The following is a 22,143-nucleotide window of genomic DNA, read 5'->3' as shown; positions in this document are numbered from 1 at the left end:
ATCCCACCCCTAACCCCTCCCGCAAGCGGGAGGGGGACTGAAGAGGTCGGAGTCTTCACCACTCGCCCCGACACGATCTTCGGATCGAGCTTCGTCGCGGTCGCGGCCGATCACCCGCTGGCGGCGAAAGTCGCAGAGGCGAACCCGGCAGCCGCGGCCTTCATCGAGGAATGCCGCGCCGGCGGCACCACTGCGGCCGAGCTGGAGACGGCGGAGAAAAAGGGGTTCGACACCGGCCTGACCGCCACGCACCCGTTCGATCCGGACTGGCAGCTGCCCGTCTATATCGCGAACTTCGTGCTGATGGATTACGGCACCGGCGCCGTGTTCGGCGTGCCGGCGCATGACCAGCGCGACCTCGATTTCGCGCGGAAATACGGCCTGACCGTCACGCGCGTCGTCTCGGATGGCGAACACACGGACCCCGTGTTCGAAGGCAACGAAGCCTATACCGGGCCGGGCCGCCTCGTGAACTCGCGCTTCCTCGACGGCATGGAGGTTGAGGAAGCGAAGCGCGCGGTGATCGCCCGCGCCGAGGCCGAAGGCTGGGGCAAGGGCACGACGGTCTGGCGGCTGCGCGACTGGGGCGTGTCGCGCCAGCGCTATTGGGGTACGCCGATCCCGATCATCCATTGCGACGCCTGCGGCGCGGTGCCCGTGCCGAAGGATCAGCTGCCCGTCATGCTGCCGGAGGACGTCAGCTTCGATGTGCCCGGCAACCCGCTCGACCGGCATCCGACCTGGAAGCATGTCGATTGCCCCAGCTGCGGCGGCCAGGCGCGGCGGGAGACCGACACGCTCGACACCTTCGTGGATTCGAGCTGGTATTTCATCCGCTTCGCCAGCCAGCCGGACGACAAGCCGTTCGACCGCCTGGTTGCGGACAGCTGGCTTCCCGTCGGCCAATATATCGGCGGCGTCGAGCATGCGATCCTGCATCTGCTCTACGCCCGCTTCTGGACGCGCGCGCTGAACCGGCTGGGCAAGATCGACGTCAAGGAACCCTTCACCGGCCTGTTCACCCAGGGCATGGTCACGCACGAGACCTATCAAGCGCCGGACGGCCGCTGGCTGAGCCCCGACGAGGTAATTCCCGTCAGCAACTTCGATCCTGAGGATGTCGCGGATGCTGTGGCTGAAGCCTTCAAGACGGATAATATTCCGCTCAAGCTCGTCTTCCAAGGTGATGACGGACGGATAAGGCCCGTCACGCTCGGCCGCGTCGAGAAAATGTCCAAGTCGAAGAAGAACGTCGTCGATCCGGCGCCGATTCTCGACAGTTACGGCGCCGACGCCGTGCGCTGGTTCATGCTCTCCGACTCCCCGCCCGAACGCGACCTCGCCTGGTCGGTCTCCGGCATCGAAGGCGCGTGGCGTTTCGTGAACCGCGTCTGGCGCCTGGTGCAGAGCGTCGATGGGGCGGACGGCACCGATCCGGCGCTCACTGCCCGTCGCCACAAGACGGTGGCCGGTGTCGCGACAGATATCGAGGCGCTGTCGTTCAACAAGGCGGTCGCGAAGCTCTACGAGTTCGTCGGCGCGATCGAGAAGGCGACGCCCTCGGCCGACCGCGACGAGGCGATCCGCACGCTGGTCCGCTTGGTCGCTCCGATGATCCCGCATCTGGCCGAGGAGGCCTGGGCGGCGCTGGGCCAACAAGGCCTCGTCGCAAATGCCCCCTGGCCCGAATTCGACCCCAAGGCGCTCGTCGAGGATGAAGTCACGATCGCCGTCCAGATCAACGGCAAGCTCCGCGACACGCTCACCGTGCCCCGCGGCGAACCGCGCGACGTGCTGGAAGCGAAGGCGCTGGCCGCGCCGAACGTGGTCCGCCAGCTGAATGGCGCGGCGCCGAAAAAGGTGATCGTCGTGCCCGATCGTCTGGTAAACCTGGTCGCATGAAGCGGCTGACCCCTCTCGCGCTCGCGCTGCTGCTGCCCGGATGCGGGCTGCAGCCGCTCTATTCGGGCGGTTCGGGCGGGGATGTCGCGCAGGCGCTTGCCGGCGTCGAGGTTGCCCCGATCCCCGGCAAGAATGGCTGGCTGGTCGCCAACGCGCTGAAGGACCGGATCGCCGCGATCCCCGGCGCCAAGCCGCGCTATCAGCTCTCGGTCGAGCTCGACGACAAGATCGAGGGTTTCGGCATCCGCCGCGACGATGCGATCACGCGCGAGCGCCGCACACTCCGCGCCCGCTACCAGCTGAAGGATGCCGCCAACGGCACCGTGCTGGTCGACGCGACCGCGGGGTCGGACGCGGGCATCGACGTGGTCCAGTCCGAATATGCGACGATCGCGGCGGAGAACACCGCGCTCGAACGGCTGGCGGGCGAAGTCGCCGACCAGATCGTCGCCCGCATCGCGCTCTACGCCAAACGGACCCAGTGAAGGCCAGCCGCGCCGAGATCGAGCGCACGCTCGATCGGCCGAGCGACAGCGTCCGCTGCATCCTGCTCCACGGCCCGGACGATGCCGGTTCGCGCGCGCTTTCGGAGCGTCTGGCGAAGGCGATGGGCGCCGATGCCGAGCGAATCGATCTCGACGGCGCCACGCTCGCCAAGGATCCGGCGCTGCTGTCCGACGAAGCCGCGTCCACGTCGCTGTTCGGCGGCGCGCGCTGGATTCGCGTCCGTGCCAATGGCGATGAAGTCACCGAAGCGGTCGAGGCGCTGCTCGCCGCCCCGCAGGCCGGCAATCCCGTTGTCGTCATCGCCGGCGCGCTCAAGCCGGCCTCCAAGCTGCTGAAGCTCGCCCTCGCCTCGCCCGCGATGCCCGCCTTCGCAAGCTACGCACCGGAAGGCCGGGAGGCCGATCAGATGGTCGCCGGGCTGGGTGCCGCGCTGGGCTTGAGGATCGCGCCCAACATCGCCCGTCGCATTTTCGATGCCGCCGCCGGCGACCGCGCTATTGTCGTCCAAGAGCTTGAGAAGATTGCGTCTTTCCTGGATGCGGGCGAAGGGCCGCCGCGCGAGGTTGATGCAGCCGTGCTCGATGCGATCGGAGCCGGCGAGGGCGAATCCAGCTCCGGAGCGCTGGCCGATGCGGTGCTGACCGGGGCCGCTCGTCCCGCGGTCGAGGAATTGAAGCAGCTGGCCGAATCCGGCGAAGACGGCATTCCGCTCATCCGCGCGATGCTCCGCCGCCTGCTCCAGCTCGCGGCGCTTCGGGCCGACGCCGATCGCACCAGCCTTGCCGAAGCCACCAAGGCCGTGTTCTTCAAGGACAAGGACGTCGTCGCGGCCGAGCTCCGCCGCTGGAACGCCCCGGACCTCGCGATGCTCGTCGACCGCATCACCGCTGCCCAGGCCCGGCTGATGGAGAGCGGCAGCGCCGGCGCGGTCACAGCATCGCAGGAGCTGCTGACGATCGCTCGCGCGGCGGCGGGGCGGGGTCGCTAGGTCCGAACAAGGCCCGTTCGTTTCGAGCGAAGTCGAGAAACGCAAGCGCCGAAGCGAACGGAGGTAAGGCTAAATCCGCTCGCCCGTGAGCCGCTGGCAGATCAGGTCCAGCTGATCCAGGCTGGAAAACCCAAGCGTCACCGATCCGGTGCCCTTGGCGTAGGCGATCTTGACCTTCAGCCCCAGGATATCGCCAAGCTGCCGCTCGAGCGCGGCGATGTCGGCATCGGCTTCCTTGCCGGCGCGCGGCGGCCGGGCCGCGACGGGACGTGCGCTCTGCGCCAGCCGCTCGGTTTCGCGCACCGACAGTCCGCGCTCGACCACCTGGACCGCGAGCGCCACCGGATCGGGCGCGGTAATCAGTGCGCGGGCATGGCCCATCGTCAGCTTCCCGTCCGCGAGCAAGGTTTGCACAAGGGCCGGAAGGTCAAGCAATCTCAATAGGTTGGCAATATGACTGCGCGACTTGTGCACGATTCGGCCAAGCGCTTCCTGGCTGTGGCCGAAGCGGTCGATCAGCTTGCGATAGGCTTCCGCTTCCTCGATCGCGTTCAGATCCTCGCGCTGAATATTCTCGACCAGCGCCAGTTCCAGCGTCTCCGCCTCATCGAAATCGCGGACGATTACCGGCACTTGGTGCAGGTGCGCGCGCTGGGCTGCCCGCCAGCGCCGCTCTCCGGCGACGATCTGGTATCCGCCCTGGTAGGGTCGGACGACAATCGGCTGGATCAGCCCTCGAGCCTCGATCGAGCGGGCGAGCTCGTCGAGTGCGTCTTCGTCGAAATGCCGGCGCGGCTGCTCGGGATGCGGCTCGATCTCCGACACCGGGACCGTGCGGACCCCGGGCGAGCGTTCGCCTCCGGGCGCAACCGGCTCCTCGCGCACCTGCTCGCCCAACAGGGCAGAGAGACCCCGGCCCAGGCCGGTCGGGCGTTTGCGGGCGGCAGCGTCGGTCATGCGGCTCTCTTCAGATTGGGCAGTCGGGCGAGCAGCTCGCGCGCGAGGGCCATATAAGCCTCGGAGCCCGAGCAGCGATGGTCGTAGATCAAGGCCGGCACACCGTGGCTCGGCGCCTCCGACAGCCGGACGTTGCGCGGGATCACCGTCTCGAACACCACATCGCCCAGGCAAATGCGCACGTCCTCCGCCACCTGCTCGGTCAGATTGTTGCGGCGATCATACATGGTCAGCGCAACGCCCAGGATCGACAGCTGCGGATTGAAGCGGCCACGGATGCGCTCGATCGTCTGGAGCAGCTGGCTAAGTCCTTCGAGAGCAAAGAACTCGCATTGAAGCGGCACCAGCAGAGAATCGGCCGCCACCATTGCGTTGATCGTCAGCAGGCCCAGCGAAGGCGGGCAATCGATCAGGCAGATATCCCAGCGGGGCGCCTTCAGTCCGTCCAGCGCGCGCTGAAGCCGATGGGTGCGATGGTCCATTTCCACCAGTTCGATCTCGGCGCCGGACAGGTCTACCGTTGCAGGCACCACGTCCAGCCGCGGCACCTTGGTCGCGACGACGCACTCCGTCAGCTCGGCTTGTCCGGTCAGCAGGTCGTAGCTGTTGTCGCCTCGCGCCGATTGAGCGATCCCGAGACCTGTCGAGGCATTGCCTTGCGGGTCGAGGTCGATCAGCAGCACGCGCCAGCCGATCGCCGCGAGCGCCGTCGCCACGTTGATCGCGGTCGTGGTCTTCCCCACCCCGCCTTTTTGATTTGCTACGCCGACACAGATCATGCTCACCTCGGCCGAACGCCTGTCGCAACGATGATCTTGGCCTCGTCGTCCGTCAGGCTCTGTTCCACGTGAAACACACCTTGCCACGCTTGTCGCGCATCATCCAGCTCTCGTGCGGCACTCCGCCCCTTTGGCAGGATCCAAATCGTGGACGGATGTGTGAGCGGAATTGTGGACGAGAAGATTTCGGGCAGCGGCGCATAGGCGCGCGCGGTCACCACATCGAAGCTCTCGCCACGCACGCGCTCGATCATCGCCTGCTTAACCCGAACATCGGAGAGAGCGAGCTGCCCCGCTATTTCGGACAGGAACTCGGCCCGCCTGCGCCGCGGCTCGACCAGCAGCATCGGCCGCCCGGTCAGGATCGCGATCACGATACCGGGGAGTCCGGGGCCAGACCCGACGTCCAGCCACTGCTCGGCGTCCGGAGCGAAGCGGACCAGTTGCGCCGAATCGAGGATGTGGCGAGTCCAGATCGTCGGCTCGGTCGCCTTGCTGATAAGGTTCTGCTCGGCATTGGCGGCCAGCAGCAGCGCCACGTACCGCTCCAGCGCCGCGATCTTGTCGTCGCCGTAACGCTCCGCAATCCAGGCGCGCGCCTCGGCCTCGGTCACGCCGCCCGCTTCTGCGTATGGGCGAGGATGACTGCCAGCGCCGCCGGCGTGATGCCGCGGATGCGTCCCGCACTCTCCAAATCTGCCGGCCGCGCGGCATCGAGCCGTTCGACCATCTCGTTGGAAAGGCCAGGGACTGTGCCGTAATCGAGGTCCGCCGGGATCGCCACCCGTCCGGCCGACCGGACCGCGCGCACTTCTGCGTCCTGCCGCTCCAGATAGGGCGCATAGCGCGCATCGTCGATCGCGACGTCGAGCATGGCCGGATCGGCATCGGCGAGCCGGGGCTCCGCCGCAAGCAGGTGCTCGCGCGAGACCCCGCCGAAGCGGAGCCAGTCGCCAAGCGGGCGTGCGCGGCCGTCGTCGCGCAGCTCAGCGTCGAGCTCGCGTGCCCGCACCGGCCGGGACAGCATCGACTCGATCGACGCGAGCTGTTCGCGCCGTACCGCCACATAGCGCGCACGCTCCGCGCCGATGCAGCCGATCGCCTGCCCGATCGCGGTCAGCCGCTCGGTCGCATTGTCCGCGCGCAGTCGGAGCCGGTATTCCGCCCGTGCGGTCAGCATCCGATAGGGCTCGGTGACGCCTTGCAGCGTCAGGTCGTCGATCATCACCCCGATATAGGAGTCGGCACGGTCGAAGGTCACCGCATCCTGCGCCGCCGCGAGACGCGCCGCGTTGATCCCGGCGACCAGCCCCTGCGCCGCCGCTTCCTCATAGCCGGTGGTGCCGTTGATCTGGCCGGCGAAGAACAGGCCGCGCACCGCGCGCAGTTCGAGGCTTGGGGCCAGCGCGCGTGGGTCGATATAGTCGTATTCGACAGCATAGCCGGGTTGCGCGATCCGGGCGCGTTCAAGACCCGCGATCGTGCGGATGAACGCTTCCTGTGCGTGCAGCGGCAGCGAGGTCGAGATGCCGTTCGGATAGACGAGCGGATCGCCCAGTCCCTCGGGCTCAAGGAAGATCTGGTGCCCGTCCCGGTCGCCGAAGCGCAGCACCTTATCCTCGATCGACGGACAATAGCGCGGTCCCTGCCCTTCGATCGCGCCGGAGTGCAGCGGCGATTCGTGCAGCGACGCGCGGATGACGTCGTGCGTTGCCTCCGTCGTGCGTGCGATCGCGCACGATAGCTGCGACCGCAACCGCGCCGGGGTCAGCGGCGACATCGTCCAGCCAAGGTCGTCCGACGGCTGCACCTCCAGCCCGGCCCAATCGATCGTGCGCCCGTCCAGCCGCGGCGGCGTCCCTGTCTTCAGTCGCGCGACCGCCAGGCCCAGCGCGCGGAGCTGTTCGCCGAGCGAGACGGCTGACGCCTCTCCCACACGCCCGCCGGTCTCGGTCTCGAGGCCCCGGTGCATGCGGCCGTTGAGAAAAGTGCCCGTCGCGAGGACAACGGATCTGGCGCGGAGCTCACGGCCATCCTTCAGTCGAACGCCCGAAATTCCGTTCGTTTGGAGCGAAGTCGAGAAGCCCGCTTCCGTCGCGTGCCCCGCTTCTCGACTTCGCTCGAAGCCAACGGGTGAGGATGTGAGGATGAGGGAAGCGGCCTCGCCCTCGACAACCTCCAAGCCGGGTTGCTCGTCCAGCATCCGCTGGATCGCCACGCGGTAGAGTTTTCGATCGGCCTGCACACGCGGCCCCCGCACGGCAGAGCCCTTGGACGCGTTCAGCAGCCGGTGATGGATCGCCGCCTCGTCCGCCGCCCTTCCGATCAGGCCATCCAGCGCGTCGACTTCGCGGACCAGGTGACCTTTGCCGAGCCCGCCGAACGCCGGGTTGCACGACATTGCACCCACCGCACGCCGGTCGAACGTGACCAGCGCCGTGCGCGCGCCCAGCCGCGCAGCCGCAGCCGCCGCTTCGCAGCCTGCATGGCCGCCGCCGATCACGATCACATCGTACATGGCGCGCGCTCAAGCCTGATGCGATGGCCGCTGTCAAACTGTTCCACGTGGAACAACGCTCATTTGCCGATGCAGAATGTCCCGAATAGCGCGTCGAGCATCTCCTCAGCGCCCGCGCGGCCGGTGAGCTCGTCAATTGCCTGCCGGGCCAGGCGCAGCTGCTCGGCGGCGATCAACTCGTCGGGTTCCGCCGCGAAGGCGACCAGGGCTGCATGGCAGTGCGCAAGATGTTCACGCTGCCGCCGTGTCAGCGCCACCTCCCCTTCTCGAGGAAGCAAGGTCCGGGCGCGTTCAACGAGCATGTCGGCCAAGTCTGCCAAGCCTTCGCCGGTCACTGCGGAGACACGCATTCCGGGAGCCGCGTCGCTTCGGCCCGGCTCGTCCGCACGTGGAAATATCCGGATCAGCTTCTCATCCGCGACATCCGGTTCCGCTCGTTCATCCATCCAGACGACCAGGTCGGCTTCGTCGATCCGCCGCTGCGCCCGGTCGATGCCGATGCGCTCGATCTCGTCGCCGCTGCCCTGACGCAGGCCCGCGGTGTCGGTCAGCACGAAGGCGACCCCGCCGATCCTTACGGGCGCCTCGATCACGTCGCGGGTCGTACCCGCAATCGCCGATGTGATCGCCACCTCGCGACCTGCCAAAGCATTGATCAGGGTGGACTTTCCGGCATTCGGCGGCCCTGCGAACACGACCCGGGCGCCGTCGAACAGGCGCTCCGCCCCCGGCCGCGCGAGCAGCTGGCCGATGCCGGCGATCAGGTCCGCGGCCACAGCATCGATCCGGGCCCGGTCCGCCGGCACGTCATCCTCGTCCGACTGGTCGAGCGCCGCCTCCGCAAGGGCCGAAAGCTGCAGCAACTGCTGCCGCCATTGCTCGACCTTCCCGCTCAGCCCGCCCTCGGCCAGCGCGGCGCGGCGCTGCGCCTCGGTCTCGGCTCGGAGCAGGTCGGACAGGCTCTCAACCTGGACCAGATCGAGGCGGCCATTCTCGAACGCCCTCCATGTGAATTCCCCCGCACGCGCGCGCCGCACGCCTGGCACGGAGGCCAGCACGGCTTCGACAGCATCCACGGTCGCCCGCCCACCATGTAGGTGAAGCTCCACCAGCGGCTCGCCGGTCACGGACCGTTCGGCCGCAAACCACGCCACCAGCGCCCGGTCGAGCAGCTCGCCCGAGTGCCACACGTGTAAACTTCGTAAGCTTAAGGTCCGCTCTTCCGGCAACGGCCCGGCCATCCGCTCCAGCAGCGCGTGTGCCTGAGGCCCGCTGACCCGCACCACCGCAATCGCCGCCGGCGGCGCGCCGCTCGACAGCGCGAAGATCGTGTCGGTCACTTGGGCTTGCCGCTCATCCCCTCGACCATCTGCTGCCACAGCTTCAGGCCCGCATCGCTCATTGGGCCCCAGCTCTTCATCATCGCCTCCAGCCCGTCGGCACCGACGCCGTTCTTCACCGTATCGACCAGCTGCGCGACATAGGCTTCGTGCACCGGTGTCAGATCCGGCAGCCCCATGAAGCGCCGCGCTTCCTCCGGCGTGCAGTCGACTTCCACATTGATCTTCATGCCTGTCTCCGCTTGAGCCGCACGCGGCCCCGCTGCTAACCGAAGCCATGGCTTATGCGCGCGCCACCGCGACAATCGCAACGCCGATCGGCCCGATTCTGATCGAGGCGGAGGGCGATGCGCTGACCGGCATCCGGATCGGCCGCAGCGGCAACGAGGCCGACAGCGCCCTGCTCCGCGAAGCCGCCGCCCAGCTCGCCGCCTATTTTGCCGGAGACCTCACGGTGTTCGACCTGCCACTCGCACCCGCCACCACGGCAGAGGGCGAAGGCCAGCGCGCCGCGATCGCTTCGATTGGCTATGGCGAGACGCGCACCTATGGCGAGCTCGCGCAGGCATGTGGCTCCTCGGCGCGTGCAATGGGCCAAGCCTGCGCGAGCAATCCCTTTCCGATCATCGTCCCCTGCCACCGCGTCCTGCCGACCGGCGGCGCGCTGGGCTTCTATTCGGCGGGCGATGGACCCGCGACCAAGGCCTGGCTGTTGAAACACGAACGCGCGGAGGGTTGGCTGCTATGATGATCGAGATCGAGACGCTGGACGGTCACAGCCGCTTCCAGGCCTATGTCGCGGAGCCGGACGGCACGCCCAAGGCGGCGGTGATCGTGATCCAGGAGATTTTCGGGGTCAATGAAGGCATCCGCCGCAAATGCGACCATTGGGCATCGCTCGGCTATCTCGCCGTCGCGCCTGACCTGTTCTGGCGTCTGCAACCGGGCGTCGAGCTCGATCCTGACATTCCTAGCCAGTTCCAGATCGCCCTGGGACTCATGGGCAATTTCGACCAGGACACCGGCATCCGCGACATCGAAGCGACAATCAAGGCCGCGCGCCAGCGGCTCGGCGGCACGGGCAAGGTTGGGTGCGTCGGCTATTGCCTGGGCGGCCGGCTTGCCTTCATGACGTCAGCGCGCACCGATATCGACGCAAGCGTCGGCTATTACGCCGTCGGGATCGACAACCTGTTACGCGAAAAGCATGCGATCAGCCGCCCGCTGATGCTCCACATCGCCGGCGCCGACCATTTCGTCGGGCCCGAGGCGCAGAAGGCGATGCACGACGGCCTCGACAATCACCCGAAAGTCGTGCTGCACGACTATCCCGGACTCGACCACGGCTTCGCGACGGAGATGGGCAAACGGCGCAACGACGAGGGCGCGCGGCTGGCGGATGGGCGGACAGAGGCGTTCTTCGCTCAGAATCTGGCGTAGGCAGTTGCTTCCGGACCGGACTGTCCGGCAATCGATCGCCGAGTTGCTGTCGACCCATTGCCGTCCCTTTTCGTCATTCCCGCGAAAGCGGGAATCCCGCTTCTTCTTTGTGCTCTTTGTGCGAAATCTATCTCGCACGAAGAACACGAAGCTCACTAAGGCAGAAAGGAAAGAAGCGGGATGCCCGCTTTCGCGGGGATGACGAAGAGTGGCCGCAAACCACCCATTCCAGCCGCCCGGCAGCCCCGGACTCACGCCATCGCGGTCAGGGTCGGCTGCAAGTCGTGCCAGCCGTCGTAGATCATCTTGGCCGCCACGTAGAGGATGATGACCAGCCCGATCCAGGCGATCCAGCGGTAGCGCTCGATGTAGCGGGCGATGATGTTCGCAGCGACGCCCATCAGGCCGACCGCCAGCACCAGGCCGATCACCATGATGCCGGGATGCTCGCGCGCGGCGCCGGCCACGGCAAGCACATTGTCGAGGCTCATCGATACGTCGGCGACGGCGACCGCCCAGGCGGCCGAGGCAAAGCTTTTGGCGGGCTTGAGGCCGCTATGCTCGTCGCCCGCGACCTCGTCGGACCCCGCCGATTCGCCCTGGTGGCGAATCTCGCGGTACATCTTCCACGCCACCCACAGCAGCAGAAGGCCGCCGGCGAGCACGAGCCCATATTCCTTGAACCGCTCGAGCCCGTAGAGGATCGCGATCGCGAAGATGATCCGCAGCACCAGCGCGGCGAGGATGCCGATCGCGATCACTTTCTTGCGCTGATCGGCCGGAAGCCCCGCCGCCAGCGCACCGACGATGATCGCATTGTCACCCGCCAGCGCAATGTCGAGCAGCACGACGGTGGTGAAGGCCTGGAAGGCCGACAGCGTGCCCAGGTTCGAAAAGTCACTGACGATGTGCTGCCAAAGCCATGACAGCGACATGGCTTCCTGGGCGATCTCCGGGGTCATACCGGCTCAACGCCTAGGGGCGGGAGTGGAGCCGGGCAAGCTTGATCCTCCCCTGCAAGGGGAGGGGGACCGCGCCCGCAGGGCGTGGTGGAGGGGTGTCAGCGTTCGAGGTTTATTCTGAGGCGCTGATACCCCTCCGTCGCGCTTCGCGCGCCACCTCCCCTCCAAGGGGAGGATCGATGCTTACTGATTCATCGAATCGAAGAAGTCCTCGTTGGTCTTCGAGTCCTTCATCTTGTCGAGCAGGAACTCCATCGCGTCGACGGTGCCCATCTGCATCAGGATGCGGCGGAGCACCCACATCTTGCTGAGCGTGCCCTTGTCGACCAGCAGCTCTTCCTTGCGGGTGCCGGACTTGCCGACGTCCATCGCCGGGAAGATGCGCTTGTCGGCCACCTTGCGGTCGAGCACGATTTCGGAGTTGCCGGTGCCCTTGAACTCTTCGAAGATCACTTCGTCCATGCGGCTGCCGGTGTCGATCAGCGCGGTTGCGATGATCGAGAGCGAACCGCCTTCCTCGATGTTGCGGGCGGCGCCGAAAAAGCGCTTCGGCCGCTGCAAGGCGTTGGCGTCGACGCCGCCGGTCAGCACCTTGCCGGAGCTCGGCACGACCGTGTTGTAAGCGCGGCCGAGGCGGGTGATCGAGTCGAGCAGGATCACCACGTCCTTCTTGTGCTCGACCAGGCGCTTGGCCTTTTCGATCACCATTTCAGCGACTTGCACGTGGCGCTGGGCAGGCTCGTCGAAGGTCGAGGAAATGACCTCGCCTTTCACCGAACGCTGCATGTCGGTGACTTCCTCTGGCCGCTCGTCGATCAGCAGCACGATCAGGAACACTTCCGGGTGATTGGCGGTGATCGAACGCGCGATGTTCTGAAGGAGCACGGTCTTGCCGACGCGCGGCGGCGCCACGATCAGCGCGCGCTGGCCCTTGCCCTGCGGCGAGATGATGTCGATCACCCGTGCCGACTTGTCCTTGATCGTCGGGTCCTTGGGGTCGAGATCGAGCTTCTGCTCCGGATAGAGCGGCGTCAGATTGTCGAAATTGACCCGGTGGCGAACCGCGTCGGGATCGTCGAAATTGACCGCGTTCAGCTTGGTCAGCGCGAAATAGCGCTCGCCGTCCTTGGGCGCGCGCACTTCGCCTTCGACCGTATCGCCGGTGCGCAGGCCGAATTTCCGCACCTGGTTCGGCGAGACATAGATGTCGTCCGGGCCGGCCAGATAATTCGCCTCGGGGCTGCGCAGGAAGCCGAAGCCGTCGGGCAACACCTCGATCGTGCCTTCGCCCATGATCTGCGCGCCATTCTCGGCCTCCGCCTTCAGGATCGCAAACATCAGATCCTGCTTGCGCATCGTCGAAGCGCCTTCGACGCCAAGCGCCTCCGCCATTTCGACGAGTTCGGCGGGCGCCTTTTTCTTGAGGTCTTTGAGATGCATTGGGAGCCTGGATTTTAGGAGTGCGACCGGACTACGACGATCTGGGGAAAACGCGCGGCCAGGAAAAGCGCCGCACGCTCAAGCGCGAGTTAGGGAGCGCCCATTTCCAAGTCAAGCCGACTCAGAAGGGCTTCAGCACCACAAGATAAACGATGATGACGAGCCCGAGCGCCGGCAGCTCGTTCATCATGCGCAGGCGCCGCGGCGGCAGCGGCGCATGGCCGCGGGCGAGCGCCTTCGAATAGCCGACGGCCCAACCCTGATATGCGCTCATCGCCAGCACCACGAGCAGCTTTGCGTGCAGCCAACCGGCCGACCACCAGCCGCCGCCGGTCGCGAGCAGCAGCCCGAACAGCCACACCGCGACGATCGAAGGGGTGAGGATCATCTTGCGGAGCTTCGCCTCCCGGTCGACCCAGGCGGCGGCTTCGTCCGGCCGGTCGAGCGCGTCCTGATGATGGACGAGGTAGCGCGGGAAGATCAGCAGCCCGGCAACCCAGAAGACGACGAAGATGATGTGCGCCGCCTTCAACCACTCATAGGCAGCGACCAGATAGCCCATCACTCTCCCCGCACCTGTGCCAGCAGCTGCTCGACATGCGCGATGGGCGTGTCAGGCAAAATGCCATGTCCAAGGTTGAAGATGTGCGGGCGTCCGGCGAACGCGTCAAGAATTCGTCGCGTCGCCCGGCCAAGTGCGTCGCCGCCGGCGATGAATGCGAGCGGGTCGAGATTGCCTTGCACCGGCAGCTCCTTGGGAAGCGCCGCGTTCGCCCAGTCCGGATCGACCGTCTCGTCGAGCCCGATCGCGTCCACGCCGGTTTCGCGCGCATAGGCGGGCAGCTTGCCGCCCGAGCCTTTCGGGAAGCCGATGATCGGCGTGTCCGGATGCCGCGCCTTCAGCGCCGCGACCAGCCGGGCGGTCGGCGCGATTACCCATTGCTCGTACTGCGCGGGCGAGAGACTCCCGGCCCAGCTGTCGAACAATTGCACCGCATGCACGCCCGCCTCGATCTGCTTCGACAGATAATCGACGGTGGCCTGCTCGATCGCGGCGATGATCGCGCCGAACGCGGCCGGATCGCGATAGGCGAACCGCCGCGCTTCCGCCTGCTCGCGGCTGCCTTCGCCAGCGACCATATAGGTCGCAACCGTCCAGGGACTGCCCGCAAAGCCGAGAAACGTCACATTGTCCGGCAGCGCGGCGGCGACGCGCCGGACCGTCCCATAGACCGGCTCCAGCCGCTCCGGCGCGGCGCTCAACTGCTCCAGCCTGGCGTCGAGCAGCCGCGGCGACAGCTTTGGCCCTTCGCCGGCGAGGAATTCCAGCTTCTGCCCGAGCGCGTGCGGAATGACGAGAATATCCGAGAACAGGATCGCGCCGTCGAAGCCGAAGCGGCGGATCGGCTGCAACGTGATCTCGGCCGCGGCCTCGCTGTCGTTGACGAGCTCGAGGAACCCGCCCTTGTCGGCCCTCAGCGCGCGATATTCGGGCAGATACCGTCCCGCCTGGCGCATGAGCCACACCGGCGGCGGGTCGCGCCGTTCGCCGCGGAGCACGTTCAAAAGGGCACGATCGCTCGTCATCTCTTCTTTCTAAGATTTGAATTGAAAAGGATGATGGAAGATGTGGGAGCGCGGGTGACGGGGACTTAGGCGGTTCCCCGGACTCTGCCAACAATTTGACTCCGGCGGAATCGCAAAAGGTTCCCGATTCGCGGTGCGTTTCCCCATAATCCACAGAGGTCGAATGATTTTTTCCGGCTGTGGGCGGAGCTGTTGGAGAGTGAACGGCGATCGGGTCTGAATCCGGCTCCCCGGATCATTGACTTGCCTCTCCGGCCGCTTTTCCACAGGGATGTGCGCGTGACGACGCGACTGCACCTCCACCTCCTGTCGGACTCGACCGGCGAGACCCTTGAGACGATCGCCAAGGCGGCGCTCGCGCAATTCGAGGGCGTCGAGACGATCAAGCATTTCTGGCCGATGATCCGCTCCGGCGCCAATCTCGAACGCATTCTCGAGGAAATCGCCCAGAATCCGGGCCTGGTGTTGTTCACGTTGGTCAATGCGGAGACGCGGCGGACGCTCGAACAGCGGTGCCGCGCGCTCGGTCTGCCGGCGGTAGGCGCGATCGATCCGGTAACGGACGCGCTGTCGAATATGCTCGGCCAGACCGCCGTTGCCCGACCCGGCCGCCAGCACGCGCTCGACGCTGCCTATTTCGCGCGCGTCGACGCGATCCAGTTCACGATCGCGCACGACGACGGCATCGGCTGGGAGAATTGGGAAGAGGCGGACATCGTGCTCGCCGGCATCTCGCGCACGTCGAAGACGCCGACCTCCATCTATCTCGCCAACCGCGGCTACAAGGTCGCGAACATTCCGCTGGTGATCGAATCACCGCCGCCGCCGAGCCTGTTCCGGCTGAAGCATCCGCTGGTCGTCGGCCTCACCACCAATGTCGAACGGCTGATCGCCGTGCGGCGCAACCGCCTCCTGTCGCTGAATCAGGCGCCGGAGACCGACTATGTCGATCAGGAGGCCGTCGCGCGCGAAGTCGCCTTTGCCCGCCGCATCTTCGCCGACAATGGCTGGCCGGTGATCGACGTCACCCGCCGCTCGATCGAGGAAACAGCGGCCGCGATCATCAACCTGTGCAACGAGCGCCGGCAATGCGCCTGATCCTGGCGTCCGGGTCGAGCGGCCGGCGGGCGATGCTCGAGGCGGCCGGCGTCCCGTTCGAGGCGATGGCGCCTGGTGTCGATGAGGAATCAGCCAAGGCGAGCCTGCGCGCCGCAGGGCTGGCGCCGCGCGATTTCGCCGACGCGCTCGCTGAGCTGAAGGCGCTGAAAGTCTCGAATCGCGATCCCGGCGCGCTGGTGCTTGGCTGCGATTCTGTCGTGGCCCTGGAAGACGGGACACTGCTCGACAAGGCCGAATCGAAAGCCCAGGCCGCCGAGCATCTCCGGCTGATGTCGGGCAAGCGCCACCATCTTTACAGCGCCGCCGTCATCGCCGAGGCAGGCGAGCCGGTCTGGCGGTTTGTCGACCGGGCCGCGATGTACGTCCGCCCGCTCTCCGACGCGTTCATTGACGCGTATCTCGACCGGGAATGGGATCAGGCGCGCTGGTGCGTCGGGGTCTACCGGATCGAGGGTCCGGGCGCGCAGCTCTTCTCCCGCATCGACGGCAGCCATTTCACGGTGATCGGCCTGCCGCTGCTGCCGGTGCTGGACTATCTGCGCACGCGCGGGATTCTGGCGTCATGACGTCGTATGCCGAAGTGATCGGCGACCCGATCGCCCATTCCAAATCGCCGCTGATCCACGGCTTCTGGCTCGACGCGCTGGGCATCGACGCCGAATATCGGCGCTGCCACGTCCGCCCCGATGAATTGGCCGGCTATTTCGAATCGCGCAGGACGGACCCGAGCTGGCGCGGCTGCAATGTCACCGTGCCGCACAAGGAAGCGGCGCTCGCGCATGTGCCCGATCCCGGCGGAATTCGCGCGACGATCGGCGCGATCAATACGGTGTTCCGCGACGAATCGGGCGGCATTGCCGGCACCAACACGGACGCGGCGGGATTCTGGTCGCCGATCTCTGCGCTCGACCTTTCCGGCAAGCCCGTCGTCGTGGTCGGCGCGGGCGGCGCGGCGCGCGCGGTGCTGTTCGCGCTGTCGCGAGTCGGCGTCGGCCCGGTCACGATCCTCAATCGCACGCCGCTGAAAGCCGCGGGCCTGCTGGCCGGCTTCGGGCTGAAGGGCGCTGTCGCCCCGCTCGACAGCCCGCTTCCGCCGGCGGCCCTGCTGGTCAATGCGAGCGTCCTAGGAATGACGGGGCAGCCTCCGCTTGAGCTCGACTTGTCGCCGCTGCCGGATGACGCGATCGTCTACGACATCGTCTATGCGCCGCTGCAGACCGCATTGCTGCGCGCGGCCGAGGATCGCGCGCTCGAGACGGTCGACGGGCTGGAGATGCTGATCGGCCAGGCGGCGCTCGCGTTCGAGCTGTTCTTCGATGCCGAACCGCCGCGCGACCGCGACGACGAATTGCGCGCGCTGCTGACCGCATGACGATCCTTGGCCTCACAGGATCGATCGGCATGGGCAAGTCGACCGTCGCGGCGATGTTCGAGGAAGCCGGCGTCCCCGTGTTCGACGCCGACGCCGCGGTGCACGCGCTGCAAGGACCGGGCGGGGCGCTGGTCGAGAGCATCGAAGCCGCGTTTCCGGGCACCACCGGTCCGCAAGGCGTGGATCGTGCCAGGCTGGGCGCGCACGTGCTCGGCGACGCGGACGCGCTCGCCCGGCTGGAATCGATCGTGCATCCCGCCGTGTCGGCGATGCGCCAGCGTTTCCTTGAAGCACATCAGGATGCGCCGTTGATTGTGTTCGATATCCCGCTGCTGTTCGAAAAGGGCGGTGGTGCCGGGCTCGACGCGGTCGCCGTCGTGTCCGCTCCGCCGGAAGTGCAGCGCGAACGCGTGCTTGCCCGGCCGGGCATGACCCTGGAGAAGTTCGAGCGCATCCGCGCGCTGCAAATGCCGGACGCAGAAAAGCGCGCCCGCGCCGACTTCGTAATCGACACCGGAGTCCCGCGCGAGGACACGCGCACCCAGGTGCGGCAACTCGTGTCTTGTCTCTTGGAGCGCAAAGGCCGATAGTCCGGCGCATAATGCGCGAAGTCGTTTTCGATACCGAAACCACCGGAATCCAGGTCTCAGAAGGTCACCGCATGGTCGAGATCGGCTGCGTCGAGCTGATCAACCGTGTCGAGAGCGGCCGCGAATTCCACGCCTATTTCAACCCCGAACGGTCGATGCCGCCCGAAGCCCAGGCGGTGCATGGGCTGTCGGAAGCCTTCCTCTCCGGTCAGCGCCTGTTCCGCGATTGCTGCGAGGAGCTGCTCGATTTCATCGAAGACAGTCCGCTGGTGGCGCACAATGCCGCCTTCGACTTCGCGTTCCTGAATTTCGAGCTCGGCGAGGCCGGGCGGCTGCACATCCCGCGCTCGCGGATGGTCGACACGCTCGCGCTGTCGCGGAGCAAGCATCCCGGCGCGAAGCACAGCCTTGACGCCATGTGCACGCGTTACGGCGTCGATCGCAGCCATCGGATCAAGCATGGCGCGCTGCTCGATGCGCAATTGCTGGCACAATGCTATGTCGAGCTGACCGGCGGTCGCCAGATCGGCCTGTCGCTGGCCGATGCTCCGGCGGCTGCCGAAGCCGCCAGGCAGGACGCGATCGTCTACGACATCACCCGGCCCATCCGGCCGGCGCGACCCCATGCCGCTTCGGCCGAAGAATTGGAGCGTCACGCGCGATTCCTCGCTCAGATCACCGATCCTGTCTGGACGATGGGAACGGCTGCCCCGGCGGCAGGTTGACGCTCGTAGGGGCGCATCCCTAAACGCCCCGCCCTGACGAAGGAGGTTGGGATGGACGTGCGCGTTTCCGGACATCAGGTCGACGTTGGCGAGGCGCTTCGCGCCCATGCGGAAGATCGCGTTCGATCGCTTTCCGACAAGTACGACGCGCGCGCAATCTCCTCGACCGTGACCGTCGGCAAGGGCCCTCATGACCACCGCTTCGACTGCGAGATCGTTCTGTACGTGCCGAACGGCGTGGTCCTGAAGGGCGGCAGCCGCGGCATCGAGGCGCAGCCGGCGTTCGAAGACGCGCTCGGCAAGATCGAAAAGCAGATGCGGCGCTACATGCGCCGGCTGCGGGGCCGCGGCGGTCAACCGGCGGCGGCCGATCTGGCGTTCGACAATGCGGGCTACACGGTCTTCAGCCTGCCGGAGGCGGAAGACGAGGAGATCGAGCCGACCGACAATCCGCCGGTCGTCGCCGAGACCCGGGTCGATGTGCCGGATGCCAGCGTCTCCGATGCGGTGATGATGCTCGATCTTCGGAATACGAACGCGCTGATGTTCAAGAACAGCGCCACCGGCACGCTCAACATGGTCTACCGACGAGGCGACGGCACGATCGGCTGGGTCGAACCGCAACGCGCCTGATCCCGACTGTCTCTGTTTCTCTGGCGCGCGGACAGCTCTCGCGCGCCGCATCGGACCTGCACGAATGGATTTGACTCAATTTCTAGGGGGGGACGCGATCGTCGCGGACCTTGCCGTCGCAAACAAAAAGGCCCTGTTTCAGGCGCTGGGCGGCATCGCCGAACGGAGCATGGGGCTGAACGCGAAGGAGGTGGTCGATCGCCTCGCCGAACGCGAACGGCTCGGCACGACCGGCTTCGGCGGCGGCGTCGCCATCCCGCACGGCCGTCTGGCGGAGCTCGACGGGATCAGGGCGGCGTTCGTGCGGCTCGAACGGCCGATCGATTATGGCGCGATCGACGATTTGCCGATCGATCTGGTGTTCATGTTGCTCTCCCCTGCCGACGCCGGCGCCGACCATCTGAAGGCGCTGGCCCAGGTGAGCCGGCGGCTGCGCGACCGTGCTTTCGTTGCGAACCTGCGCGGGGCGGTCTCTCCGGACGCGCTCTATGCCCTGTTCGCCAGCGCCGAAACGCGCGATGCCGCCTGAAACGGGCGCCGAGGCCCATTTCCGGGCGCTCGAATCGCTCTACGCCTCGGCTCCGATCAACCGACTGTTCGTTTCGCGGCTCGAAATCCCGGAGGAGGGGTTCGCACGAATCCGGTTCGAGATCGGCCCGGAGCATCACCACGCCGCCGGCGCCGCGCACGGCACCAGCTATTTCAAGATGCTGGATGATGCGGCCTTCTATGCTGCCAACAGCCTGGTCACCGACCGTTTCCTGCTGACGACCGCGTTCAACCTGCTGTTCACCCGGCCGATTGTCGCCGGACCGGTCATTGCCGAAGGGCGTTGGGTGAGCGGCCGGCGCCGCGTATTCGTCGCCGACGCGCGCCTGATCGGGCCGGACGGCGAGGAAGCGGCGCGCGGCACCGGCACCTTCATGCGATCGCGAATCCCGCTGTCGTCGCTGAAGGGCTATGCGCCTGCCCTCCCATGACTCCCCGTCTCACCAGCCGGATGACGATCGACGCGCTGATGCGGCGCGTGCAGGCGGCGGGCGGGTTCGCGACGGTGCTGGCGAAAGGCGACGAGACCGCGGGTGCAATCCTGCTCCTTTGCAGCGAGCGCGGCGAGCCGCAGGTGTTGCTGGAGCGTACGATCGACCTGGACGGACATTACCGCTGGACGCCCTGCGGCCCCCAAGATGTTGAGTCTGATGGAAGCCGCGACTCCTACATGCGGCGGCGGCGGGATTCCGATCCGGACTTATGGTTAATAGAACTGGACGTCGCGGACGCTGAACGGTTCGCCGCTGAAACGACCGGGTTCGATTGACTCATTCGCCGCCGGCTCGGAAAGCGTGCGCACCAGCCACGCGCCGGATCGTCGTGAAGCGGAAGCACCGCCACGGGCGATAGCGCAGTCGGGGGGAAGATCAGGGGGAAGCGCGGGTGTTTTGGCGCTCCTTCCATCGATCGACTCACCGCATAGTACGAATGAAGAATGAGCCGCATCTACCGCGCCGCGAGCCTCGCGGCTGTGACGTTTTGCACTGCGTTCGGGATCGCCTTCAGCGCCCCATCCTTCGCGGAAACGGTGTCCAATGCCGTGTCCGTGATCTCCAACGATCAGAATTCTCAACCGGTTCCGGCAGTTGCCGTCGAGCCGCTCCCCGAAGTTCCCGCCACCAGCAGCGACAGCGCCATTTCGGCAGCGCCTGCCGGCGACGATGAGTCGGGACGTATCCAGGCCAAGAGCCTCGACCAGCTCGTTTCCCAGCAGGACATGCCGGAAACGCTCGATCGCGAGACCGAGTGCTTGGCGGCATCCGTCTATTTCGAATCGAAGGGCGAGCCGCTGGAAGGCCAGCTTGCGGTCGCCGAAGTCGTGCTCAATCGCGCCAAGGCCGGCGGCCATTTCCCGCCGTCGGTTTGCTCGGTCGTGTTCCAGAAGGGCCAATTCTCCTTCGTGCACCACGGCCATTTCCCGCCGATCAAGCGGGGCGGCGCGTTCTGGAAGACCGCGGTCGCCATCGCCCAGATCGCGATGGACGACGAATGGGACAGCCGCGCGTCGAAGGCGCTCTACTTCCACGCCGCGCGCGTCTCGCCGGGCTGGAACAAGGTCCGCGTCGCCCAGCTCGGCAACCACGTCTTCTATCGCTGATCCGCTTTTCAGCGTTCTTATGATGTTCTAGAAGGGCGGGGTGGCGAGCCATCCTGCCCTTTTACCGTCCGCAATGACCGCGGCCGACGTCGCCCGCGGCGTATCGCGGCTGCTGCTGCGGCACGATTATGTCGCGCTGTGCGAAGTGCCGCTCGCCAATGGCCGGCGCGCCGACCTGATGGCGGTCGATGCGCGCGGGCGGATTCTGATCGTCGAGATCAAGGTGTCGCGCGCCGACCTGCTCGGCGACGGGAAGTGGCGCGACTATCTCGGCTTTTGCGACCGCTTCTTCTGGGCCGTGCCGCAGGGATTCGACCTGTCGCCGTTCGAGACCGAGGCCTTTCAGCCCGATATCGCGGGCCTGATCGTCGCCGACCGGTATGATGCCGCGATTGCGCGGGAAGCCGGCATCGCCTCCGTGCCTGCACCCCGGCGCAAGGCCGCGACGCTCGATTTCGCCCGCCGCGCCGCCCGGCGGCTGCTCGGAGTCGTGGATCCCGAGTGCGACCTGCTCGGCTAGTTACTTCGGGCCTGAGATTCCGCGCTTCGGCGCCGGCTTGATCTCGTCCATCAGCCGCAGGATCGCGTCTGACCGCCCGTCGCGCACTGCGTAATCGCGCGCCGACATGCCGCTGCTCGTATCCTTCTTCGCCGGATCGGCCCCTTCGGTCAGCAGCAGCCGCGTCATCGGCACGTCGCGCTTCTGGACGGCGATGATCAGCGGCGTCTCGCCGAGCGAGTTGCTGGCATTCACCTGCGCGCCCTTGGCGATCAGCACCCGCACGCCGTCCATGAAGCCCGACCGCACCGCGTCCATCAGCGGCGTATTGCCCTGATTGTCCTTCACGTCGAGGCGCGCGCCCTTCTGGATCAGGAAGGCGAGCCAGCTCAGGTCCGCATCCTTCGCGACCAGATGAATCGCGCGTTCGTTGGTCGAGAAATCGGGCGTGTCGATCAGGTTGGGGCCGCCCTTGCCGAGCAATTCGGTGGCCTTGGCGCCGTCGCGATCCTTGACCGCTTTCAGGAAATTGTAGCTGTCGGAGAATTGAGCGGCGGCCGGAGCCGCGATCGCGACCAGCAACAGGGATAAAAACGCGCTTCGAAGCTTCACTTGCATCCACCTGCACTTGATCGG

27 protein-coding genes are annotated in these 22,143 nt (G+C 66.6%); 16 read left to right on the top strand and 11 right to left on the bottom strand.

Annotated features, from left to right (window positions below):
- The 3 genes from leuS to holA all read left to right on the top strand — a co-directional run.
- Positions 1-1,902, top strand: a 1,902-nt coding sequence (gene leuS, locus SCH01S_RS11210) for a leucine--tRNA ligase (protein ID WP_046348889.1), incomplete at its 5' end; no start/stop codon positions are given.
- Positions 1,899-2,387, top strand: coding sequence for an LPS assembly lipoprotein LptE (gene lptE, locus SCH01S_RS11205; protein WP_046348888.1), 489 nt, complete (start codon positions 1,899-1,901; stop codon positions 2,385-2,387). The genes leuS and lptE, both read left to right, overlap by 4 nt.
- Positions 2,384-3,397 (top strand): DNA polymerase III subunit delta, encoded by a 1,014-nt coding sequence (gene holA, locus SCH01S_RS11200; protein ID WP_046348887.1) that lies wholly within the window; start codon positions 2,384-2,386, stop codon positions 3,395-3,397. The genes lptE and holA overlap by 4 nt, the downstream gene beginning before the upstream one ends.
- A gap of 69 nt (positions 3,398-3,466) precedes the next feature.
- Here the strand turns inward: holA and SCH01S_RS11195 are convergent, their stop codons facing one another.
- Genes SCH01S_RS11195 through SCH01S_RS11170 form a run of 6 tightly spaced genes read right to left on the bottom strand, consistent with a single transcriptional unit; the run spans position 3,467 to position 9,221 of the window.
- A complete protein-coding gene (locus SCH01S_RS11195) occupies positions 3,467-4,354 on the bottom strand; it encodes a ParB/RepB/Spo0J family partition protein (RefSeq protein WP_046348886.1) in 888 nt (295 codons plus the stop codon).
- On the bottom strand, positions 4,351-5,133 hold the full coding sequence (locus tag SCH01S_RS11190) for a ParA family protein (protein WP_046348885.1): 783 nt from the start codon (positions 5,131-5,133) through the stop codon (positions 4,351-4,353). Before SCH01S_RS11190 ends, SCH01S_RS11195 begins: the two co-directional genes overlap by 4 nt.
- A 2-nt stretch (positions 5,134-5,135) precedes the next feature.
- A complete protein-coding gene (rsmG, locus tag SCH01S_RS11185) occupies positions 5,136-5,747 on the bottom strand; it encodes a 16S rRNA (guanine(527)-N(7))-methyltransferase RsmG (protein ID WP_046348884.1) in 612 nt (203 codons plus the stop codon).
- Positions 5,744-7,651, bottom strand: a complete 1,908-nt coding sequence (mnmG, locus tag SCH01S_RS11180; RefSeq protein ID WP_046348883.1) for a tRNA uridine-5-carboxymethylaminomethyl(34) synthesis enzyme MnmG — start codon at positions 7,649-7,651, stop codon at positions 5,744-5,746. The genes rsmG and mnmG overlap by 4 nt, the downstream gene beginning before the upstream one ends.
- Before the next feature lie 59 nt (positions 7,652-7,710).
- A complete protein-coding gene (mnmE, locus tag SCH01S_RS11175) occupies positions 7,711-8,991 on the bottom strand; it encodes a tRNA uridine-5-carboxymethylaminomethyl(34) synthesis GTPase MnmE (RefSeq protein ID WP_046348882.1) in 1,281 nt (426 codons plus the stop codon).
- A complete protein-coding gene (locus SCH01S_RS11170) occupies positions 8,988-9,221 on the bottom strand; it encodes a DUF6489 family protein (protein WP_046348881.1) in 234 nt (77 codons plus the stop codon). Before SCH01S_RS11170 ends, mnmE begins: the two co-directional genes overlap by 4 nt.
- Positions 9,222-9,268: 47 nt before the next feature.
- Between SCH01S_RS11170 and SCH01S_RS11165 the strand changes: the two genes are divergently transcribed.
- Both SCH01S_RS11165 and SCH01S_RS11160 read left to right on the top strand, forming a co-directional pair.
- The gene (locus tag SCH01S_RS11165) at positions 9,269-9,739 is read left to right on the top strand and encodes a methylated-DNA--[protein]-cysteine S-methyltransferase (RefSeq protein WP_046348880.1); all 471 of its coding nucleotides are present in this window, start codon (positions 9,269-9,271) and stop codon (positions 9,737-9,739) included.
- Positions 9,736-10,431: a dienelactone hydrolase family protein gene (locus SCH01S_RS11160; RefSeq protein ID WP_046348879.1), complete on the top strand. Its 696-nt coding sequence runs from the start codon at positions 9,736-9,738 to the stop codon at positions 10,429-10,431. Before SCH01S_RS11165 ends, SCH01S_RS11160 begins: the two co-directional genes overlap by 4 nt.
- 251 nt (positions 10,432-10,682) lie before the next feature.
- On the opposite strand, the gene SCH01S_RS11155 is transcribed toward SCH01S_RS11160, so the two are convergent.
- From SCH01S_RS11155 to hemE, 4 genes are all read right to left on the bottom strand, one after another.
- Complete coding sequence (locus tag SCH01S_RS11155; RefSeq protein WP_046348878.1) at positions 10,683-11,393, bottom strand: YjbE family putative metal transport protein; 711 nt, start codon at positions 11,391-11,393, stop codon at positions 10,683-10,685.
- A 183-nt stretch (positions 11,394-11,576) separates the two neighbouring features.
- Positions 11,577-12,833: a transcription termination factor Rho gene (rho, locus tag SCH01S_RS11150; protein WP_046348877.1), complete on the bottom strand. Its 1,257-nt coding sequence runs from the start codon at positions 12,831-12,833 to the stop codon at positions 11,577-11,579.
- A gap of 121 nt (positions 12,834-12,954) precedes the next feature.
- Positions 12,955-13,395, bottom strand: a complete 441-nt coding sequence (locus SCH01S_RS11145) for a CopD family protein (RefSeq protein WP_046348876.1) — start codon at positions 13,393-13,395, stop codon at positions 12,955-12,957.
- On the bottom strand, positions 13,395-14,420 hold the full coding sequence (gene hemE / locus SCH01S_RS11140; RefSeq protein ID WP_046348875.1) for a uroporphyrinogen decarboxylase: 1,026 nt from the start codon (positions 14,418-14,420) through the stop codon (positions 13,395-13,397). Before hemE ends, SCH01S_RS11145 begins: the two co-directional genes overlap by 1 nt.
- A gap of 279 nt (positions 14,421-14,699) precedes the next feature.
- On the opposite strand from hemE, the gene SCH01S_RS11135 reads away from it, so the two are divergent.
- The 11 genes from SCH01S_RS11135 (at position 14,700) to SCH01S_RS11085 (ending at position 21,528) form a co-directional block, all read left to right on the top strand.
- Positions 14,700-15,518, top strand: coding sequence for a pyruvate, water dikinase regulatory protein (locus tag SCH01S_RS11135; protein ID WP_046348910.1), 819 nt, complete (start codon positions 14,700-14,702; stop codon positions 15,516-15,518).
- Positions 15,509-16,105 carry a Maf family protein gene (locus SCH01S_RS11130; protein ID WP_084689522.1) on the top strand — a complete coding sequence of 199 codons (597 nt, stop codon included), beginning with the start codon at positions 15,509-15,511 and terminating at the stop codon, positions 16,103-16,105. Before SCH01S_RS11135 ends, SCH01S_RS11130 begins: the two co-directional genes overlap by 10 nt.
- Positions 16,102-16,911, top strand: coding sequence for a shikimate dehydrogenase family protein (locus SCH01S_RS11125; protein ID WP_046348874.1), 810 nt, complete (start codon positions 16,102-16,104; stop codon positions 16,909-16,911). Before SCH01S_RS11130 ends, SCH01S_RS11125 begins: the two co-directional genes overlap by 4 nt.
- Complete coding sequence (gene coaE, locus SCH01S_RS11120; RefSeq protein ID WP_046348873.1) at positions 16,908-17,501, top strand: dephospho-CoA kinase; 594 nt, start codon at positions 16,908-16,910, stop codon at positions 17,499-17,501. The genes SCH01S_RS11125 and coaE overlap by 4 nt, the downstream gene beginning before the upstream one ends.
- An 11-nt stretch (positions 17,502-17,512) precedes the next feature.
- Positions 17,513-18,226, top strand: a complete 714-nt coding sequence (dnaQ, locus tag SCH01S_RS11115) for a DNA polymerase III subunit epsilon (RefSeq protein WP_046348872.1) — start codon at positions 17,513-17,515, stop codon at positions 18,224-18,226.
- Between the two features lie 51 nt (positions 18,227-18,277).
- Positions 18,278-18,859: a ribosome hibernation-promoting factor, HPF/YfiA family gene (gene hpf, locus SCH01S_RS11110; RefSeq protein WP_046348871.1), complete on the top strand. Its 582-nt coding sequence runs from the start codon at positions 18,278-18,280 to the stop codon at positions 18,857-18,859.
- 64 nt (positions 18,860-18,923) lie between these two features.
- Positions 18,924-19,388 carry a PTS sugar transporter subunit IIA gene (locus SCH01S_RS11105; RefSeq protein ID WP_046348870.1) on the top strand — a complete coding sequence of 155 codons (465 nt, stop codon included), beginning with the start codon at positions 18,924-18,926 and terminating at the stop codon, positions 19,386-19,388.
- Positions 19,378-19,839 (top strand): PaaI family thioesterase, encoded by a 462-nt coding sequence (locus tag SCH01S_RS11100; RefSeq protein WP_046348869.1) that lies wholly within the window; start codon positions 19,378-19,380, stop codon positions 19,837-19,839. The genes SCH01S_RS11105 and SCH01S_RS11100 overlap by 11 nt, the downstream gene beginning before the upstream one ends.
- Entirely contained in the window at positions 19,836-20,177 is a 342-nt protein-coding gene (locus SCH01S_RS11095) for a DUF1491 family protein (RefSeq protein WP_245612239.1), read from the top strand. The genes SCH01S_RS11100 and SCH01S_RS11095 overlap by 4 nt, the downstream gene beginning before the upstream one ends.
- A 168-nt stretch (positions 20,178-20,345) precedes the next feature.
- A complete protein-coding gene (locus SCH01S_RS11090; protein WP_046348868.1) occupies positions 20,346-21,008 on the top strand; it encodes a cell wall hydrolase in 663 nt (220 codons plus the stop codon).
- A 73-nt stretch (positions 21,009-21,081) separates the two neighbouring features.
- Complete coding sequence (locus SCH01S_RS11085; protein ID WP_046348867.1) at positions 21,082-21,528, top strand: MmcB family DNA repair protein; 447 nt, start codon at positions 21,082-21,084, stop codon at positions 21,526-21,528.
- On the opposite strand, the gene SCH01S_RS11080 is transcribed toward SCH01S_RS11085, so the two are convergent.
- On the bottom strand, positions 21,529-22,089 hold the full coding sequence (locus SCH01S_RS11080) for an ankyrin repeat domain-containing protein (RefSeq protein WP_245612238.1): 561 nt from the start codon (positions 22,087-22,089) through the stop codon (positions 21,529-21,531). It lies immediately after the preceding gene.
- Positions 22,090-22,143: the final 54 nt, after the last annotated feature.

Source organism: Sphingomonas changbaiensis NBRC 104936, from assembly GCF_000974765.1.
GTDB classification, from domain to species: domain Bacteria; phylum Pseudomonadota; class Alphaproteobacteria; order Sphingomonadales; family Sphingomonadaceae; genus Sphingomonas_B; species Sphingomonas_B changbaiensis.
This window is presented reverse-complemented; position numbering and strand designations above follow the sequence as displayed.

Coding starts and splice junctions, on each gene's coding strand:
- mnmG (WP_046348883.1), bottom strand. CDS start 7,651: ATGTACGATGTGATCGTGATCGGCGGCGGCCATGCAGGCTGCGAAGCG.
- coaE (WP_046348873.1), top strand. CDS start 16,908: ATGACGATCCTTGGCCTCACAGGATCGATCGGCATGGGCAAGTCGACC.
- SCH01S_RS11105 (WP_046348870.1), top strand. CDS start 18,924: ATGGATTTGACTCAATTTCTAGGGGGGGACGCGATCGTCGCGGACCTT.
- SCH01S_RS11090 (WP_046348868.1), top strand. CDS start 20,346: ATGAGCCGCATCTACCGCGCCGCGAGCCTCGCGGCTGTGACGTTTTGC.
- SCH01S_RS11195 (WP_046348886.1), bottom strand. CDS start 4,354: ATGACCGACGCTGCCGCCCGCAAACGCCCGACCGGCCTGGGCCGGGGT.
- SCH01S_RS11125 (WP_046348874.1), top strand. CDS start 16,102: ATGACGTCGTATGCCGAAGTGATCGGCGACCCGATCGCCCATTCCAAA.
- SCH01S_RS11170 (WP_046348881.1), bottom strand. CDS start 9,221: ATGAAGATCAATGTGGAAGTCGACTGCACGCCGGAGGAAGCGCGGCGC.
- SCH01S_RS11100 (WP_046348869.1), top strand. CDS start 19,378: ATGCCGCCTGAAACGGGCGCCGAGGCCCATTTCCGGGCGCTCGAATCG.
- SCH01S_RS11095 (WP_245612239.1), top strand. CDS start 19,836: ATGACTCCCCGTCTCACCAGCCGGATGACGATCGACGCGCTGATGCGG.
- SCH01S_RS11165 (WP_046348880.1), top strand. CDS start 9,269: ATGGCTTATGCGCGCGCCACCGCGACAATCGCAACGCCGATCGGCCCG.
- lptE (WP_046348888.1), top strand. CDS start 1,899: ATGAAGCGGCTGACCCCTCTCGCGCTCGCGCTGCTGCTGCCCGGATGC.
- hemE (WP_046348875.1), bottom strand. CDS start 14,420: ATGACGAGCGATCGTGCCCTTTTGAACGTGCTCCGCGGCGAACGGCGC.
- SCH01S_RS11145 (WP_046348876.1), bottom strand. CDS start 13,395: ATGGGCTATCTGGTCGCTGCCTATGAGTGGTTGAAGGCGGCGCACATC.
- SCH01S_RS11085 (WP_046348867.1), top strand. CDS start 21,082: ATGACCGCGGCCGACGTCGCCCGCGGCGTATCGCGGCTGCTGCTGCGG.
- SCH01S_RS11130 (WP_084689522.1), top strand. CDS start 15,509: ATGCGCCTGATCCTGGCGTCCGGGTCGAGCGGCCGGCGGGCGATGCTC.
- rho (WP_046348877.1), bottom strand. CDS start 12,833: ATGCATCTCAAAGACCTCAAGAAAAAGGCGCCCGCCGAACTCGTCGAA.
- SCH01S_RS11190 (WP_046348885.1), bottom strand. CDS start 5,133: ATGATCTGTGTCGGCGTAGCAAATCAAAAAGGCGGGGTGGGGAAGACC.
- dnaQ (WP_046348872.1), top strand. CDS start 17,513: ATGCGCGAAGTCGTTTTCGATACCGAAACCACCGGAATCCAGGTCTCA.
- hpf (WP_046348871.1), top strand. CDS start 18,278: ATGGACGTGCGCGTTTCCGGACATCAGGTCGACGTTGGCGAGGCGCTT.
- SCH01S_RS11155 (WP_046348878.1), bottom strand. CDS start 11,393: ATGACCCCGGAGATCGCCCAGGAAGCCATGTCGCTGTCATGGCTTTGG.
- SCH01S_RS11160 (WP_046348879.1), top strand. CDS start 9,736: ATGATGATCGAGATCGAGACGCTGGACGGTCACAGCCGCTTCCAGGCC.